16 protein-coding genes are annotated in these 18,131 nt (G+C 64.6%); 1 reads left to right on the plus strand and 15 read right to left on the minus strand.

The features are described from left to right. The first annotated feature begins 330 nt into the window (after positions 1-330). The gene (locus QZT63_RS11130) at positions 331-1,239 is read left to right on the plus strand and encodes an AEC family transporter (RefSeq protein ID WP_290651242.1); all 909 of its coding nucleotides are present in this window, start codon (positions 331-333) and stop codon (positions 1,237-1,239) included. Between the two features lie 8 nt (positions 1,240-1,247). Here the strand turns inward: QZT63_RS11130 and QZT63_RS11135 are convergent, their stop codons facing one another. From QZT63_RS11135 to QZT63_RS11205, 15 genes are all read right to left on the minus strand, one after another. Beyond that, entirely contained in the window at positions 1,248-2,618 is a 1,371-nt protein-coding gene (locus tag QZT63_RS11135) for an L-serine ammonia-lyase (protein ID WP_290651194.1), read from the minus strand. 200 nt (positions 2,619-2,818) lie between these two features. Then, positions 2,819-3,730 (minus strand): hydroxymethylglutaryl-CoA lyase, encoded by a 912-nt coding sequence (locus QZT63_RS11140; protein WP_290651196.1) that lies wholly within the window; start codon positions 3,728-3,730, stop codon positions 2,819-2,821. 3 nt (positions 3,731-3,733) lie between these two features. Next, positions 3,734-3,919 carry a biotin/lipoyl-containing protein gene (locus QZT63_RS11145; protein WP_290651198.1) on the minus strand — a complete coding sequence of 62 codons (186 nt, stop codon included), beginning with the start codon at positions 3,917-3,919 and terminating at the stop codon, positions 3,734-3,736. A gap of 26 nt (positions 3,920-3,945) precedes the next feature. After that, positions 3,946-5,109 (minus strand): isovaleryl-CoA dehydrogenase, encoded by a 1,164-nt coding sequence (locus tag QZT63_RS11150; RefSeq protein WP_290651244.1) that lies wholly within the window; start codon positions 5,107-5,109, stop codon positions 3,946-3,948. 80 nt (positions 5,110-5,189) lie between these two features. Continuing rightward, positions 5,190-5,606 carry a MerR family DNA-binding transcriptional regulator gene (locus QZT63_RS11155; RefSeq protein WP_290651200.1) on the minus strand — a complete coding sequence of 139 codons (417 nt, stop codon included), beginning with the start codon at positions 5,604-5,606 and terminating at the stop codon, positions 5,190-5,192. A gap of 74 nt (positions 5,607-5,680) precedes the next feature. Then, complete coding sequence (locus QZT63_RS11160; protein WP_290651202.1) at positions 5,681-6,508, minus strand: ABC transporter ATP-binding protein; 828 nt, start codon at positions 6,506-6,508, stop codon at positions 5,681-5,683. 68 nt (positions 6,509-6,576) lie between these two features. Further along, a complete protein-coding gene (locus QZT63_RS11165) occupies positions 6,577-7,824 on the minus strand; it encodes an ABC transporter substrate-binding protein (RefSeq protein WP_290651204.1) in 1,248 nt (415 codons plus the stop codon). Between the two features lie 40 nt (positions 7,825-7,864). Then, positions 7,865-8,938 carry a branched-chain amino acid ABC transporter permease gene (locus QZT63_RS11170; protein ID WP_290651206.1) on the minus strand — a complete coding sequence of 358 codons (1,074 nt, stop codon included), beginning with the start codon at positions 8,936-8,938 and terminating at the stop codon, positions 7,865-7,867. 4 nt (positions 8,939-8,942) lie between these two features. Continuing rightward, entirely contained in the window at positions 8,943-9,830 is an 888-nt protein-coding gene (locus tag QZT63_RS11175; RefSeq protein ID WP_290651208.1) for a branched-chain amino acid ABC transporter permease, read from the minus strand. 3 nt (positions 9,831-9,833) lie between these two features. Continuing rightward, complete coding sequence (locus QZT63_RS11180; RefSeq protein WP_290651210.1) at positions 9,834-11,807, minus strand: AMP-binding protein; 1,974 nt, start codon at positions 11,805-11,807, stop codon at positions 9,834-9,836. Further along, positions 11,797-12,600 (minus strand): ABC transporter ATP-binding protein, encoded by an 804-nt coding sequence (locus QZT63_RS11185; protein WP_290651212.1) that lies wholly within the window; start codon positions 12,598-12,600, stop codon positions 11,797-11,799. The genes QZT63_RS11180 and QZT63_RS11185 overlap by 11 nt, the downstream gene beginning before the upstream one ends. Before the next feature lie 314 nt (positions 12,601-12,914). Next, on the minus strand, positions 12,915-13,784 hold the full coding sequence (locus tag QZT63_RS11190) for a DMT family transporter (protein WP_290651214.1): 870 nt from the start codon (positions 13,782-13,784) through the stop codon (positions 12,915-12,917). A gap of 88 nt (positions 13,785-13,872) precedes the next feature. Then, a complete protein-coding gene (locus QZT63_RS11195; protein WP_290651216.1) occupies positions 13,873-14,850 on the minus strand; it encodes a metallophosphoesterase in 978 nt (325 codons plus the stop codon). Continuing rightward, positions 14,847-16,256, minus strand: a complete 1,410-nt coding sequence (locus QZT63_RS11200) for a sodium:proline symporter (protein WP_290651218.1) — start codon at positions 16,254-16,256, stop codon at positions 14,847-14,849. Before QZT63_RS11200 ends, QZT63_RS11195 begins: the two co-directional genes overlap by 4 nt. Before the next feature lie 174 nt (positions 16,257-16,430). Beyond that, positions 16,431-18,014, minus strand: a complete 1,584-nt coding sequence (locus QZT63_RS11205) for a class I adenylate-forming enzyme family protein (RefSeq protein WP_290651220.1) — start codon at positions 18,012-18,014, stop codon at positions 16,431-16,433. Positions 18,015-18,131 lie beyond the last annotated feature (117 nt).

An 18,131-nucleotide genomic window follows, 5' to 3' on the forward strand; every position in this document is an offset into this window, starting at 1 on the left:
AGAAGGGTGTCTTTGGGGTACCGACACTGGTCATTGACGGGGAGGTGTTCTGGGGCGTAGACGGCATGGATTTCGCGATTGCTTACTTGCATGATCCGGCCATGCTGCAACACCCGGAGATGCGGCGCGTCACGGGCCTGCCGGTGGGTGCCAGTCGGTGTCGGGAGTGAGACTAGCGTTGCCGTGGGGGCTGCGTGCGGCCGCATAGGTGGCTGATGCGGGGCGTGTTGACGGCGCATCGATTCCTCGCGAAGCTGCGCCTTCGGCTGCGTTTCGCGCTTGGTCTGGCGCCCGGGGGGGGGGTAGGTTCTGCTCGAAATCATCAACATTCTGGCGCCGGTCTTCCTGGTAATATTGCTGGGATGGTGCTTGGCCCGCAGCGGTTTTCTGCCTTCCCAGGCGATCGATGACCTGAATCGGCTGAGTTATTGGGTGGGCCTGCCGGCGTTGCTATTCTATCGCATCGGCACTGCGGAGCCGGATTTTTGGGCCGTCACCGGGCTGCTATTCGTCTGTACCGCGGCGACGCTACTCGGCATTGTCGCTGCGGGGATCGGGGCAGCCGCCATGGGGCTGCCTCGGCGCTCCTACGGTACGTTCATCCAGGGAGTCTTTCGGGGCAATATGGCGTTCATCGGCCTCCCGGTGGTGCTGTACGCGTTCTCCAATGCGGGTGGCGGTGCGGAGGCCAGCGCCCTGCTGGTGTTTGGGCCCATGGTGGTGCTCTACAATGTGCTGGCCGTGGTGGTGCTTGTGTTGTCCGCGGGCCGCACCGGGCACGGCATTGTCATGCCGGCACTGTATGCGCTCGTGACCAACCCGATCCTGATTGCTTCCCTGGCCGGCGTGTTGCTGGCGATGGCGGCCGTTCCGCTGCCTGACGTCGCGGCGCGGACTCTCTCCGCCGTGGGGCAAATGGCGTTGCCCCTGGCGCTGATCTGCATTGGCGCCACGCTGTATACCACGCGGATTCGAGGCAGCCTCCGTTGGGCCTTCGTCGGCGCCGCGATGAAGGTGGCCCTGCTGCCGGCGATCGGCTTGGCGCTTGCCTGGGCTGTGGGCCTGTCCGCGGTGCATACGCAAATCGCGCTGATCCTATTGGCTTGCCCCACGGCCGCCGTGTCCTACGTGTTAGCACGTCAGCTGCGCGGTGACGAAGCGCTGGCATCGAGCATCGTGGTCATTGCCACCGTCCTCGCCGTTCCAGCCATGTTCGCGGTGCTTGCGGTCACCGGGTAGACGCTTCCTCAACACTCCACGACGTTGACCGCGAGCCCTCCGCGCGAGGTTTCCTTGTATTTCGACTTCATGTCGCGGCCAGTGTCGCGCATGGTGCGTACCGCCTTGTCCAGGGAGACGACATGGGTGCCGTCGCCACTCAGGGCCAGGCGTGAGGCGTTCACCGCCTTGACGCTGCCCATGGCGTTGCGCTCGATGCAGGGAATCTGCACCAGACCGCCCACCGGATCGCAAGTCATTCCCAGGTGGTGCTCCAGGGCGATCTCGGCGGCGTTTTCCACCTGCTCTGGGGTGCCACCGAGCACCTCCGTTAGCCCGGCGGCCGCCATGGCACAGGCCGAGCCGACTTCGCCCTGACAGCCGGACTCGGCGCCCGAGATGGACGCGCCCGCTTTGATAATCATGCCCATCGCACCGGCGGTGAGCAGGTAGCGCACCACGCCGTCTTCGGTGGGTTGCGGCGTGTGAAACAGGTAATAGTGCAGCACCGCCGGGACGATGCCCGCCGCGCCGTTGGTGGGTGCCGTCACCACGCGGCCGCCGGAGGCGTTTTCCTCGTTGACGGCGATGGCATAGGTGGCCAGCCAGTCCATGGCCACAAGCGGGTCCGGTGGGTTGTTTGGGTCCATAAGCCGGCGGTAAAGCGCCGGGGCCCGACGCCGGACCTTGAATGGCCCGGGGAGCTCGCCCTCACGTTCCAGCCCGCGGCGGACACAGCTCTGCATCACATCGCAGACCTGTAACAGGCCTGCGCGGGTGGCAGTTTCCGGACGCAGACACGCCTCATTGGCAAGCATGATGTCACTCACCGCCAGCACGCCGTCGCGGTTGCAGCAGGCGAGTAGTTGGTCCGCCGTGATAAAGGGGTAGGGGGGGGCGTCATCCCGGGCCTCTCCCTCGTCACTGACGCCGGAGCCGCGCAGGAAGCCGCCGCCAACCGAGTAGTAGTCACGGCGCGTCAGCTCCGTTCCGTCCCGCCCCCAGGCGGTGAAACGCAAACCGTTGGGATGATCGGGCAGGCTCTTGCGGCCGTGAAAGACCAGGTCGCGGTCCATGTCGAACGGGATGTACCGCTGGTTTCCCAGCCAGAGTGTGCGCTCCGCGCGGATTGTAGCGGCACGCCGGGGCAGCAGGTCGGGCTCTACGGAATCCGGTTCAGCTCCTTCCAGCCCGAGGAGGATGGCCGGCCCGCTACCGTGACCACGGCCCGTGGCGCCCAGAGACCCGAAAAGCTCTACCTTGATGCGCTGCACTTGCGTGAGCAACGATTCCCGCGCCAGCGCTGCGGCGAACAGGCCGGCGGCCCGCATGGGGCCAACAGTGTGGGAACTGGACGGGCCAATGCCGATCCGGAAAAAGTCGAAAACACTCAATGTCATCACGCACCTCCGGGTTGATGGAAGGAGTGTGCGCGTTGGTTGGACCGCACGCTTGTGAGAGTGCGACGCTTACACGGTCACGTGCGCCTTAGGCACGTTGGGTTTAGCGGGGGGCATCTTATGATTCCCCCGTCGCCGCCAGTGGGTGGATTGACGCCGCGTGATTCGCCGCCAACATACCGCGCGAGAGCCGCTGTGCTTCACACCTGCGTCGCCTGGGCGGCTAGCGCCTGGGCCACGCGGGACGCCGGCGCGCGGTTGAGCTGGGCGGAAATCCATTGTCCGGTGGCGGCAAGCGCATCGAGATTCACGCCGGTTTCGATGTCCATGCCATTGAGCATGTACACAACATCCTCCGTGGCGACATTCCCCGATGCCCCCTTGGCATACGGGCAGCCGCCAAGCCCGGCCACGGAGCTGTCCACGGTGGCCACGCCCAGCTGCATGACCGCGAACAGGTTTGCCAGCGCCTGCGCGTAGGTGTCGTGAAAATGGGCGGCGATGTGCGCAACCGGCACCTGCTCGGCGACCGCGTCGACCATGCGCTGGGCCTTGAGCGGCGTGCCCACACCGATCGTGTCGCCCAGGGAAATCTCGTAGCAGCCCATGGTGTACAGCGCCCGGGCGACGTGGGCGACGGCACTGGGGTCGATGGCGCCCTCGTAGGGGCAGCCCAGCACACAGGAGACATAGCCCCGCACGCGGATACCGCGCTCGCGGGCAGCTTCCACCACGGGTCGGAATCGCTCCAGGCTCTCGTCGATGGAGCAGTTGATGTTTTTGCGCGAGAACGTCTCCGACGCCGCACCGAACACGGCCACTTCGTCGGCACCGGCAGCGACGGCCGCCTCGAAGCCTTTCATGTTCGGGGTAAGCACCGGATAAGTGACGCCTTCGCGCCGATGGATTCCGCGCAGCACGGCGCTGCTGTCTGCCATCTGCGGCACCCACCGGCTGGAGACGAAGGCGCTGGCTTCCACGGTGGGCAGACCGGCGTCCGCCAAGCGGTGGATGAGTTCAAGTTTGATGCGCGTGGGCACGATGTCGGGCTCGTTCTGTAGCCCGTCGCGGGGGCCGACTTCGACGATGCGCACGTGTTGAGGGATTGACATGGGCTAATCCTCCGCGGCGATGGCGAGCAGCACCGTGCCTTCGCAGACCTGATCGCCTGTGCGGTGGTTGACGTTCACCACCCGCCCGCGGGCGAGAGCGCGGATGGTGTGTTCCATCTTCATGGCCTCGTGGCTGGCCCGAAACGCCTTGGGGCGAAGGTCGTCGACACGCGGCGTCGGCACGCTCATGCTGTCCGTCCTCGTGCGCGCAGTGCTCAGGCGGTCTGGTCGAACAGCTCGCGGCCGATGAGCATTCGCCGAATCTCGGAGGTACCGGCGCCGATCTCGTAGAGTTTGGCATCCCGAAGCAGCCGACCGGTCGGGTACTCGTTAATGTAGCCGTTGCCGCCCAGCGCTTGAATGGCTTCCAGTGCCACCTGGGTCGCCTTCTCCGCGGCAAAGAGAATGGCGCCGGCGGCGTCCTTGCGCGCGGTCTCCCCGCGGTCGCACGCCGCGCCCACGGCGTAGACGTATGCCCGAGAGGCATTCAGATTGGTGTACATGTCGGCAAGCTTGCCCTGCATCAGCTGAAAGGAGCCAATCGGTTCACCGAACTGCTTGCGCTCGTGCACGTAGGGCACCACAGTATCCAGGCAGGCCTGCATGATACCCAACGGGCCGGCGGCGAGCACGGCGCGCTCGTAGTCGAGCCCGCTCATCAGCACACGCGCACCACCGCCCTCGCGCCCGATAATGTTCTCCGCCGGCACCCGGCAGTCCTCAAAGACCAGCTCGCAGGTGTTCGAACCCCGCATGCCGAGCTTGTCGAGCTTCTGAGCGGTGGAAAAACCCGGCATGCCCCGCTCGATGAGAAACGCGGTAATGCCTTTGCTGCCGGCCGCCGGGTCCGTTTTGGCGTAGACCACCAGCGTGTTGGCCTCCGGACCGTTGGTAATCCACATCTTGTTACCGTTTAAGACGTAGTGGTCACCCTGTCGCTCGGCGCGCAGCCGCATGGACACCACATCCGAGCCGGCACCGGGCTCCGACATGGCAAGTGCGCCCACGTGCTCGCCGGAGATCAGCTTGGGCAGGTACTTATGCCGCTGCGCTTCGGTCCCGTTGAGGCGGATCTGGTTGACGCACAAGTTCGAGTGCGCGCCGTAGGACAGCCCCACGGACGCCGAGGCGCGGGAGATTTCTTCCATGGCGATCATGTGCGCGAGATACCCCATGCCCGCGCCGCCGTAGTCTTCTTCTACCGTGATACCGAGCAGGCCCATGTCGCCGAGCTTGCCCCAGAGATCGGCCGGAAATTGGTTACTCGCGTCGATCTCGGCCGCCCGGGGCGCGATCTCCGTGGCCGCGAACCCCGCGACGGAATCCCGCAGCATATCGAGCTCTTCGCCGAGGCCGAAATTCAGGGTTGGTATCTGCATCATTGGTGTCTCCCCGAGCAGCCGTTCCGGCTGCATGCGTGCTTTGCGTTACGCCACAGCGCCTTGGGCAGGCCGTCCTGTCAGGCGCTTTTGTCCGCTTCCTGGCGGGCCAGCAACTCCTGGCATCGTTGGTAGGATTGTTCCAATTCCGCCAGTGCATCTTCAAGGTCGCGGCGCTGCCGATTGAGCTGCTCGCGCTTTTCGTCCAGTACGCCCAGGTAGTAGCGCAGCTGCCTGGAGCCGTCGGGGGCCTGATCGTAGAGATCGAATGTTTCGCGGATCTCGCCCAGGGTAAACCCCAGTCGCTTGCCCCGGAGAATAAGCTTCAGGCGGACGCGGTCCCGGCGGCGGTAAAGCCGCTTGCGCCCCTCGCGCGTGGGTGCGAGCAGGCCCTCGTCCTCGTAAAACCGGATCGTCCGGGTGGTGATCTCGAATTCGCGCGCCAGTTCCCCGATCGTGTAGACGGGCGCGCTGATTACATGCCGAGCAGCTTCCATGGCGGACATTCACTCTGGTGCGCATTAAGCTTTCGTTTACGTAAACGTAACATATTCAACTGTGATCTGGCGTCTCATGCCAGCCAGCGTTTGCGGCGCCGATAGTGCTTGACATTGTGGTAGTCCACCTTGCCGGTGCCGCCAAGGTAGAACTCCTGGACGTCCGGGTTTTGCCTGAGTACCTCCGCGGCGCCGCTCATGACCACATGCCCGTTCTCCACCAGGTAGGCGTGGTGCGCGATTTCCAGCGCCGCGGCGGCGTTTTGCTCCACGAGCAGGACGCTCACACCCTCGTTGACATTGATGTCGCGCACGATGGTGAAGATCTCTTCGACCAGCAGGGGCGCCAGACCCAGGCTGGGCTCATCGAGCATCAGCAGTCGCGGTTCGGTCATCAGGGCCCGGCCGATGGCGAGCATCTGCTGTTCACCCCCGGATAGATAGCCCGCCTTGGTCCCTGCGCGCTCCTTGAGCCGCGGGAAATAGCTGTAGACCTGGTCCCGAAGCGCCTGGTAGCGGCGGCGGTCGCCCTTCAGGGAAAATGCGGCAAGCAGGTTGTCTTCCGGCGTCAGGTGGCCGAAGATGCGCCGGCCTTCAAGCACATGCACCAGACCCCGAGCGACGCGCTGGGACGGGCCCAGTGATGCCAGGTCTTCGCCCTGGAAGTGCACACTGCCGCGCGTCACTTCGCCGCGCTCCGGAGCGAGCAGGCCGCTGATGGATTTTAGCGTTGTGCTCTTACCCGCGCCATTGCCCCCCAGCAGCGCGACCATCTGACCTTCGCCGACCTCCAGGGACACCCCCTTGATGGCGAGAAAGACCTTGTCGTAGACCACTTCCACACTGCTGAGGGTCAGTACCGTCTCCGGGGTGGCTGTGCTCTGCGCTGACTGTGCATCCATGGATCGTTACCCCGTTGCTGCGGGCACGGCCCACCAGCGCAATCGGCCAGTGGACCGTGCCCTCGGCCTCAGCGACCTTCCCGAAAGCCTGCGGCGTCCTTCTCGATCTCTTCCCAGACGATGTCCTGATAGGAGGCGTACCAGTCGGTGACGGGCTCCCATGCCTCGCCGTTCCACTGGGAGATGCGACCGAACCCGCCCCCTTGGTGATCCTCTTCCGAGAACGTGAGCGGCGGCATCATGCCCTCGGCGTCGTAGTCCTCGATCATGCGGAAACCGTCACGGAGCTTTTCGCCGGTCAGGGGCCCGCCGTACTCTTCCAGCGCCAGTCGGGCGGCTTCCACCGACACCGCCATGGAGGCCACGCCGATGTTGTAGTAGGTCGTGCCAACGTTCTCGCTGTCCCCGGTGCCGAGCCCGGGCTCGATGACCGTCTCCATGATCCGCTCCATGATGGGGTAGTCCGTTCCCGTGGCGACGGCTTCGAAGCGCTTCAGACCGGTGGCGACGTCGGTGCCCACAGTGCGGGCGTCCGTCTCGGCCATCCACACCACTGAGAGGATCCTCTCAGGCGCAATGCCATTGCGAATCGCCTCGCGCACGGAAACCGGCTGTCCACCGCCGGCCCCCCAAATCATGACGTAATCCGGGCGATATCGGCGCACGTCCGACCAGGTCGCGGACTGCTCGGTGCCGGGGCTCGGATAGGCGAACGTGCGATACTCAAAGCCCTTGCGCTCGGCCAACTCCTGCATCACGGGCACCGGTTCGCGGCCAAACGGGGAGTCAATGTAGACATGGGCAATGCGCTTGCCCTCGAGACCGTCCTCGTTTTGCTCAATGTGATCGGCAAGAACCGCGGCCTGGGACCAGTACGTAGCCATCATCGGGAAGACGTACGGGAACGTGGTGCCGTCACTGGCATCGCCCCGGCCGTGCAGGACCGTGATCATGACGATCTCATCGCGCAGCACACGGCTCACGGCCGCCCGCGAGACTGGGGTGCTGAGGAAATCCACGAGCACGGCACCTTCCCGCCGGGCCCGGTTATACGCCTCCAGTCCTCGTTGGGGTTCGTTGCCAGTGTCGCGCACCAGCGCCTGGAATGTGTAACCGTCAATGCCGCCTTCTTCATTGATCAGCGTGAGATAGTCGCGTTGCCCCTGGTTATACTCGTCGGTCACGAACGTATACACGGCCGTGAAGTCCTGCAGCAGGGCGAACTTGATGGTGTCATCGTCGGTCTTCGCTGTGCCGGTGACGGTCAATGCCGCCGCGGCCACAGTCCCGATCAGGCCCTTGAATAGTCCTCGCATGGTGGCTCCTCCTCTTTGTGTTGTGGTCCCGATCAGCCGATCAACTGCCGGAGTGGCGAAACGGCCAGACCAGGAAATACTTCCTGATGTTGTCGTAGATCTTCGCGAGCCCAAGGGGCTCGAACAGCAGGAAACCGATAATCAACGCGCCGTAGGCCATGAGCGGGATGTGCGCCAGCAGATTGGACGAGACCGTCAGCCAGCCCTGGATGGCGGCGTACGCCATGGCGTTGGTCAGGAAGATTGGCGCCAGCAGCACAAAACCGGCGCCCAGGTAGGCCCCAATAACGCTGCCCAGTCCGCCCACCAGCACCATGGCGACCAGCTGTATGGAGACGTTAAAACCGAACTGCTCCGGGGTCACCGCCTGGTAGTAGCAGAACGCGAGCACCGCCCCACTGACCCCGCCCAGGAAGGAGCTGGTGAAGAACGCCAGGAGCTTGTACTTGAAACTGTTCACACCGATGATCGAGGCGGCATAGTCCTTGTCGCGCACGGCGACCAGGGCGCGGCCGAAGCTGGTGCGCTTGATGTTGAGCACGAGCACCGTGACGATCACCGCCCAGAGCAGGGCGCCGTAGTAGAGTGCGGTGTCGCCCTGCATGGGCACGAACAGGAACGTGACATCGGGTGTTTGCAACGTCGCCTGGGCGCCGCCGGAGATGGCGGGCACGTTGATGATGACCCAGTCCACCAGATACTGCATGGCAAGCGTTGCCATGACCAGGTACAAGCCCTTGACGCGCAGCGCCGCGGCGCCAAACACGCAGCCGATCACAGCAGCCGTCAAGCCGGCACCGATGAGGGCAATCTCGAAGGGCCAGCCCGCCCGCGCGATGTGGATGCTGGTGTAGGCGCCAATGGCCATCACGGCGGCGAAGCCAAAGTGCAATTGGCCGGCCACGCCCATGAGCAGCGTGAGGGACAACGCCGCCGCACTCCACACCAGCCAGGGCAGCATGTAGCTGGTGAGATAAAGGTCGGCCATGTAGAGCGGAGCGCCCAGCGCCAACGCCAGCAGGATCCATACCTGCCAGCGGTCCGCCGGTATCGGCCAGAGCTGGCGGGCGGTCTCGTAACGCGTGTGGTGGACTCCGGACAGTCGGTAGAACATGGATTCAGACCCTCTCGATGTCTTCGCGGCCGAAGATCCCATGTGGCCGGAGCATGATGGTGAACAGGATGATCAGAGAGGTGACCACGTTGCGTGTGCCACCGCCGACGATCGGGTCTACGTATCCGGGTATGACGCTGCCGAGAATGCCCACGATAAGCCCGGCCACGAGCACGCCGATGATGCTGTCGAGCCCGCCGAGGATGACCACGGCGATGGCCGGGAACAGCAGGGCCGACAGCGTCCAGTCCACCCCCTGCACCGAGCCCCACAGAGCGCCGGCTGCGACCGCCGAGATGCCGGCCAACCCCCACGAAATCCCGATCGCCCGCTCCACGGAGATGCCCACCGACCAGCTGGAGACGTGGTCATCGGAGACCGCGCGCAGCTTGGTGCCGATACGGGTGCGGAAGAACAGCAGCGACAGCCCGATCAGGACCACCGCCACAATGCCACCGATCAGGTAATCGCGATTGATGAACACATCGCCGACGATGATCGGGGTGAGCGGGATGCCCAAGTCCAGGGATTTCGGCGCCGCGCCCAGGAAGCCCGGCCCCACGCCGCGCAGGAAAATCTCCAGGCCCAGGGTCAGCATCACGATCATGATGATGGGCTGGCCCACCATTTTGCGCAGCAGCAGTCGCTCGGCAAGCAGACCGAAGGCAAACATGGCCACCACGGCGAGGCCGATGGAGACGAAGATCGGCATCCCCGCCATGGCCGTGAACATCCAGATGAAATAGGCGCTGAGCATCACCATGGCCCCCTGGGCCAGGTTGGGAACGCCCGCGGATTTATAGATCAGAACGATGCCCAGGGCGACCAGGCTGTACATCAACCCGGTCAAGGCGCCGTTGACCAGCAGTTCCAGAAAGTAAGCCATATCCATGCCTCAGTTGTTTCCGGCCGCGGACACAGCCCGGATGTCGAGGTGGCGCTTGAGCACCCCGGATTCGCCCGTCTCGTAGGTGATCTGCGCCTCGTACTCAACTCCGCTGCGCCCGTCATAGAGCGCCTCGATGATGGGGGCGTAGTGCTTGTCGATGACGTTGCGCCGCAGCTTGCGGGTCCGCGTCACCTCGCCGTCGTCCGGATCAAACTCCTTGTGCAGGTTAACGAAGCGCCGGATCCGTATCCCCTCGGGTAGCTTCGTGTTCACATCCCTGATCACCCGCTGGATGAGGTCGTAGACCTCCGTTTTTTGGGACAGATCGGCGAAGGATGTGTACGCCACACCACGCTCCTCCGCCCAATGGCCGACGGCGTCGAGATCGATGCACACGATGGCGGTCAAGTAATCCCTTTTCTCACCAATCACGCATACGTCTTTGATGTACTGACTGAACTTGATGTGGTTCTCCACGTAGGTGGGAATAAACCGCTCCCCTGCCGCGGTGTAGATCACCTCGGAGACACGCCCGAGGACGACGATTTGGCCGTCCTCTTCCAGATAGCCGGCGTCCCCGGTGTGCAACCAGCCGTTTTGCAGTGTCTCGGCCGTGGCGTCCGGCTTCTTGTAGTAGCCGTCGAAGATGTTGTCGCCGCGCATGAGGATTTCCCCGGAGTCGCTGATGCGCACCTCGACACCGGGGAAGGGCTTGCCCACGGTGTGCAGCTTGAGCGTGTCGGGATCCTGGGCGGCGCACAGGGCGCAGTTCTCGGTCTGGCCGTAGAACTGGCGCAGGTTGAGCCCCAGGGCGCGAAAGTACAGGAAGACCTCCTCTCCGATCGCCTCGCCGGCGGTGTAGGGTCGCTCGACACGCCCGAGCCCGAGTTGGTCCTTGATCGGCCCGTACACCAGAATCGCGCCAAGCCCCCGCCAGCAGCGCTCCAGGGCGCTCGGTCGATGGCCGTTCAACCGGCGTCGCTCGAGCTCCACGGCAAAGGGCATGAATCGGTTATACAGCCAGCGTTTGAATCCCGGGGCTTCGTCAATCCCCACCTGGATACGAGTGAGCATGTTTGACCACGCCCGCGGTGAGCTGAAGTACAGCGTCGGCGCGATCTCGCGCAAGTCGTGCAGGGCGGTTTCCTGTCGCTCCGGGATGTTCACCGAGAACTTCAGGGTGATGGCCGCGCCCACGGAGAAAATGAAATCCCCCACCCACGCCAGCGGCAGGTAGGCCATGTGGGTCTCACCCTGCTCGAAGTAGCCGGCCGCGGCGGCATTGCGCACGCCCGCGAGAATGTGCCCGTGCTTCAAGGGAATGCCCTTGGGCGAGCCAGTGGTGCCGGAGGAGTGCAAGAGCACGGCGATATCGTGCACACTGGCGCGCGCGAGCAGCTCGTCCTGCAGCCCCGGCTCGCGCTCGAGGCGCTCGCGTCCCTGCTCAGCAATATCGCGAAACGCGACCACCCCGTGCGGTTCCTTGCCGGCGAGTCCCCGCGGATCGTCGTAGATGATCCACTGCAGCTCCGGGTAGTCCTCCCGGATGTGCAGCAGCTTGTCCACTTGCTCCTGGTCTTCCGCCAGCGCGAAGCGGATTTCCTCCCGGCGCAGCTGGTCCGCCACCTCGCCAGGCGTGGTATCGGGGTAGGCCGGGGAAGGAACCGCCCGGAGCGTGACGACACCCAGCATGCCGAAGTACAGGGCCGGGCGGTTGTCGCCGATGACTAGGATGTTCTCCTCCGGGGCGATGCCGTACGTCTCGAGGCCGGCGGCAAAGGCCAGGACCTGTGCCAGGTAATCTGCCCAGGAGTACTCCTGCCAGATGCCCTTGTCGCGCTCGCGCATGGCCACTTGCTCGGGGTAGTCCCGGGCATTGCCCGCGAGCAGGTTGATCAGGTGATCGTCTCCCTGCCAGTGCGGGTGCAGCTGGGCAGAGGTCGTGGTCTCGGTTGCGGTGGTGTGGTGCTCAGGCTGCATCGCGACGCTTCCCGATGTAGGCCGCGACAACGGCGGGGTCCTTGATGGCCTCTCTTGCGGTGCCCTCGGCGATTTTCTCGCCGTTATTGAGCACGACCACGCGGTCGCAGATGGCTGTTACCACGTCCATGTGGTGCTCAATGAGCAGGATGGTGAGGTCAAGCGCCTCCTGGGCGTCGAGGATGAAGCGGACCATGTACTCCTTTTCCTCCTGGTTCATCCCGGCCATGGGCTCGTCCAGGATCAGAAAGCGGGGTTCGGCCGCCAGTGCCCGGGCGAGTTCCACCCGCTTTTGTACGCCCAACGGGATGACGTCCACGGGCTCATCGCGCACGCTCTCCAGCTGCAGCAGATCGATGATCTCCTCGACCTTCTGCCGGTGGGCGACCTCCTCCTTCTGCGCCCACCACCAGTAGAACAACGACGCGAGCGCGCTCGGGCGCATAAAGATGTGGCGGCCCAGCAGAATGTTATCGAGCACGCTCATGCCCTTGAACAACGCCACATTCTGGAACGTACGAGCGATTCCGTACGTGGCCACTTGATAGGGCTTGAGGTGGTTGATGGCTTGGCCTTCGAAGAGAATCCGGCCGTCCTGCGGGGGGTAGAACCCGGTCACGGCGTTGACCAGGGTGGTCTTGCCTGAGCCGTTGGGGCCAACCAGACCGAGGATCTCGCCCTGGGGCATGCTGAGATCGATCTCCTTAAGCGCCGTCAGGCCACCGAAGCGGCGCGTGACCTGCTCACAGGCAAGCGCCGTAGCCCGGTCCGTCGTCTGATCCGTACTGTCCACGGACTCGTCCTCTTGTGGCTGTGTTGTAATTCGAGCCGCTGCTGTTACCGCGACCCACTCCTCGAGTTGTCCTCTTCAGGGGGTAGCGTGCGCCTAACGCTTACGTAAAAGGCAACCTTAAGCCACAAAGATAGGTGCTCTTCACCAGCGCCGCCAGTGTCTAGCGGGCATTACGGCTTCGCCTAATGCCCCCTACGCCTTTTCCCCGCCCCGGCGTCTGACCGGAGGATGTAGGGTGGATTAGCGCAGCGTAATCCACCGTCTAATCCACCGCGCCGAAGGCGCACGAAATGCCGAAACACCTCGATTAAGTATCACCTCCCGGATTGCCGCACCGACATCGCGACGCCGAGCACCGCCACGACGATACCGGTCAATGCCAATACGCCGAGCCGCTCGCCGAATAGGATCCAGGCCTCCACCGCGGTCACAGGGGGTACGAGATAGAACAGGCTTGCCACCCGCGACGCCTCGCCCCGTCGAATCAGCGCCATGAGCAGCAAAATCGCGGCGATGGACAGCCCGAAGATGAGCCAGGCCAGGGTCAGGGTGAAGGTGAGCGACCACTCGATCTCCCGGGTCTCGAACAGCAACGCGCCGAGGCCGAGCACCACCGTTGCGCCCACGAACTGGATAAAGGTGCCGCTGGTCAGCGGCATATCGGTGCAGAAGCGCTTCTGATAGAGCGTGCCGATGGAGATCCCCAGCAGAGCGAGGGCGGCGGCGAGCAGTGCCGGCACACCAAAGCCCGTGAACAGGGACGCCGGGTCGGCAAGGTCCAGCTGCTCGCCGAGCACCAGCGTAATGCCCACCAGGCCGAGCACGATGCCGATCCATTGATTGCGGGTGATCGTCTCGCCGAGCCAGGAGCGGGCCAGTCCGGCGGTAACCAGGGGCTGCAGCCCGACAATGAGCGCGGTGACCCCCGCCGGCATACCGAGATCAATCGCGGAGAACACGCCGCCCAGGTACGCCGCGTGCATCAGGATGCCGGCGATGCCGATGTGCAACCACGCGGCCGGGCTGCGCGGCCAGACCGCGCACATGACTCGGATGATCAGGTAGAGCACCACCAGGGTGCACAGGAAGCGCACGGTCAGGAACGTAAAGGGCTCGGCGTAGGGCAGGCCGAAGCGTGCGCCAATGAACCCGGTGCTCCACAGCAGCACGAATAGAACAGGCATGGCCCGGATCCACAGACCCTGGGCTGTGGCTGACGCTGCCAAGTGGTTCTCCTCATTGCGACACAATGGCAGAGAGCCGGAGAGTGTATCAGGTCGTTCGCGCGGGTGTGTTCTGGGTCAGGCGTCGGGCATCACTGCGAGCGTGCGCGGGCCCCGAGCGCAGACGTCCGATGTAGGATCTCGCCGCCGGTGAGCCCTCGGGCCAGATGGCCGTGAACCACGCATCCCACTGTGGGCAGGCCCAGTGCACGCCTACGGCATCGCAGTACACCGGCCCCAGGGTTGTGCCATAGAGCGATTCGGCTGTGGTCGGAAAACGGCTGATGCGGGTGATGACACCCCGCCGGTCGCCTCGAAAGTTGGGCATGCCGGCGGCGCCGTTGTTGATGACCAGCCGCCGGGCACCATCGATGCGAAAATCCTGCATAAACGCCAGGCAGGTGTGGGTGCTGGCGATGATGTCAACCCGAGCAGCCCTGAACCAGTGGGCAATTTGCTCCGTGGTCGTGCCCGGGGGCGGCATGCTCTCGACGGCCAGGTTCCAGCCGGCCAGGGAGTCCGGATCGCCGTGGACAATGCCAATGCGCTGCTCGCCGACACTGGCGGTGAGCGTTCGGGGCAGCGCGCCCAACGCCCGGCAAATCTGCGGCTCCTTGGAGGCGGTGTCCTGGAGACGGGTCATGATGGCGTTGGAGCTTGCCACCGTGGCGGAATCGATCCACTGCGGGTAGGCGCAGCCGCAGCCGGCGTCCGCGGCGGGTTCCGAGAGTTCCGCCTCGACGTTGCCCTGGGTGGCCTCATACTGCATCACCGCGGTGTTGATGGCGTGGAAGGCGCTGTCTTCGGCGTTGAACCAGTTGAAATCGCCGTTGAACACGAGCGTCGGCGCGGGCAGGCCGGCGCGCGACTCGGCCTCGGCGACGGCGTGCAGTGCCCGCAGTGCCCACGGGTTGCCGTACAGGCCGCCGACTACGTAAAGCGTGTCGGCGGTGATCTGCGCCGGCGTGTCGAGGTCCTCAGGCTGCGTGCGGTAGCGAAGCGGGCAATGCCGCCCCGGTTCAGTCATGAGGCACTCCTTGGCTGTCGGCTGCCGGCTTCGCCTTCCGAGCGCAAGCCGAGCCAGAATGACAAAAAGCCTACGATCAGTATGGCCATGGTGACGAGCAACAGTTTACTGTAGCTGTGCTCCAGGCCAGTGGCCTCGCCGATCCAGGCAATGTAGCCCGAGTCCTCAAGGAAATAGAGCACCGAGCCCACCATCGCCGCCAGGAAACTCGTGAGCAGGCTCCAGCGGGCGACCTGTCGTCCCCCGAGAATGCAGAACACGATAATCGGCGTCAGGAACAGCGATGCGGTGCCGCTGACCGCGACCGCCGCGAACAGGTCATCCGTGCCGAAGAGCACCAGCAGCAGGCCGCCGAGGCAGGCCGCCAACATGGCCACACGGCCGTTGCGCGCCGTCGGTTGCGCCGCCCCCATATCGACAATCACCAGCTTGGAGACGCTGGAGAATACGGAATCCATGGTGGATGCAGCGGAGATCACCAGGGCGATGGCCAGGGCCAGCATCGCCCCCGGTCCCATGAGGCGCTCCAGGGTCACCAGCAGCTCGCCGTCCTCACCGGCGTGGAGACCCGCAAACACCCCGAGCGACCCGAACGCGAGAATGCACAGTGAAGCGATCCAGAAGGCATGGATGAAGCTGCGGCGCGTTGTCTCGCGTTCGGCCAGGAAGCCGCGGTCCATCATGACTGGGTCATGCAGCGGGTAGCTGAGCACTTGCAACAATGCCACGGCTAGCAGAATCCAGCCGGGGCTGGTGAATTCCGGGCTGCTGCCGAGCAGTGCCGACGCCTCGAACTGCGCGTGGCTCGCCATTATCACAACCAGCGCGAGCAACAGCCCAACCAGAAGCAGCATCTGGAAGACATCCGTGCGCAGCGACGCACGCAGGCCGCCTGTCATGGAGTAGGCCAGCGTCACAGCAGCCACCGCCACAATGGCCCAGGTTTGCGCCGCACCACCGGCGGCGCTGAAGACGATGCCCACCACCAGCAGGTTGGCGAAGACTTCGCTCAGCAGCCTGAGCGACACCAGCACGTTAAAACACAGTGCGCCGCTTCGGCCGAAGCGATCATGAAGGAACGTCTGCACGCTGACGGCACCGTGGCGAAAGCGCAAGTGATCCGTGATGAGCCAGCCCGTTAGAAACGAGCCGTAATAGGCCGTGTAGGCCAGCACGCCGGCGATACCGAAGAAGTACCCGAGGATGCCAGCGTTTAGCAGGGAGCGCGCGAAGATCCAGGTGGTGACCTGCGAGAGCGTCAGGGTCAGCACGCCTGGGGCAGTACCGCCTTCACTCCAGCCGCGAAAGAAGCCATCCGCCGTCCGTGACCGCGGCGCGAGCGCGGCGCTGCCCAGGGCAAGGACCAACAGCACCCCGATCAGGGTGGGTAAATGCACGCCGCTCATCGGTGACCTGTCCTCCCAGGGCTTGCGCACCGCGTTAGGGTCAGCAGGTCCGGGAGAGTAGTGTCAGCCCGCCGTCACGGCAATACGTGGTTTCCGGGGGCGCGCATCGGTTGCTCGGGCAGGCCCCATCGCGCCGGCAGCAGCGGTGCTCCGGGGCTGTGCTGATGGTCCGCCCTATTCGTAGAGATTCGTTGAGCCGCCGCCGGTGCTCTGCTGGTATTCCTCCCGCAGCTGCCGCTTCAGGACCTTGCCAATGGCCGACAGCGGGAGTGTCTCACGGAGGCAGACGTCGGCCAGGCGCTGTGTCTTGCCCAGGCGCTCATTCGCCCAGGCGCGTAAGACCTCGGGGTCTGCCGCCTGATCCGCGGCTGGGACGACGAATGCCACTGGTGTCTCCCCCCAGCGCTCCGAGGGCACACCCACGATGGCGCAGTCCGCGACGGCGTCATGTTCGCGCAGCACGGCTTCCAGATCCGTGGGGTAAATGTTGAACCCGCCGGAGATGATCATGTCCTTCTTGCGGTCCATGATGACGAGAAAGCCGTCCTCGTCGAAGCGGCCGATGTCGCCGGTGCGGATGAAACGGCGGCCGTCCGGGGCATACCACTCCGTCTCCCGCGTCTTCTCGGGCTGGTTGTGGTAGCCGATCATCATGCCGGGGGAATGCCCCACCACTTCGCCCATCTCACCCGGGCCGACCTCATTGCCGTCGTCATCGATGAGGCGGATGTCGTGCCCCGGTGCGGGTTGTCCGACGGTGTGCAGCTTGTCCGGATAGCGATGAGCCAGCAGGCTGCATACGCCGCCGCCCTCGGTCATGCCGTAGTTGTCGATGAGGTGGCCTGGCCAGCGCGCCAGTACGTCCGCCATGAGCGCCGCCTGGAAGGGAGCGCTGGTGCACAGCTTGCACTGGAAGGAGGACAGGTCGTAGCGGTCGAAATCGGGCACATCCATGATGCGCTGGTACTGCACCGGGACCAGGATGGTATGCGTCACCCGGTAGTGTTCGGCCAGTTCCAGGTAGCGTACCGCGTCGAATCGGGCCATGAGCACGATGGTGCCGCCCAGGGCAATGGTCTGGAAAAATGGTACGAGGGTGGTGTTCGAGTAGAGCGGGGTGGAGAGCAGCGTCACGCTCTCTGGCCCCATGAGGTATTCCTCCGAGAGCCCGCGCCGGATGTGGCCCCAGCGCAGGCCATGGGGCTGGACAATACCCTTGGGCGTCCCGGTGGTGCCAGAAGAATAGATGATGTTGAATGGCCACTCCGGATCGATGGTCACCGGGTCGGGGCGAGTGCCTGGAGGCACCAGCCAGTCCTCCATCGGGGTGCCGGCGTCGGAGCCATCCAGCGTCAGCCACTGCGCGTCGATATGCCCGGCGACCGGTGCCAGGGCCTCGGCGTTGGTGGCGTCCACGAACAGGTGACGGGCGCCCGCGTCGGCGACCATGTCCGCGAGGCTCTCGGGCGTTGCGGAGGGGGCCAGGGGGGCAGCAACCACACCGGCGCGCAGCGCCCCAAGAAACACAGTCGCATAGGCGATGGATGTTGCGGCGCAGATGCTGATGGCATCTCCGGGGCTGAGCCCATCCCGCTGTAAAGCGGCCGCCACGCGGTCCATGGTAATGTCCAGGGCGCCGTAGCTGAGGGTCTCGCCATCCTGGATGAAGGCCCGGGCATCGGGGCGATGCTGGGCGTGGGCGCGAACCAGGTCGGGAACACTGGCGAATGCCTGTTCACTGAGGTTGGTCAGGTCCATGGTATGTGGTCTCTGTCTTCTTGTGGCCGGGACTCAAGCCTAGAAGAATGCGCTCGTTGTAGCCATATCGCGAACGAGCATTCTGCGAAGCGAAACAATAGCGTCGCCCGGCAGTGC

This window comes from Aquisalimonas sp., assembly GCF_007120195.1.
In the GTDB taxonomy this organism is placed as follows: Bacteria; Pseudomonadota; Gammaproteobacteria; order Nitrococcales; family Aquisalimonadaceae; genus Aquisalimonas.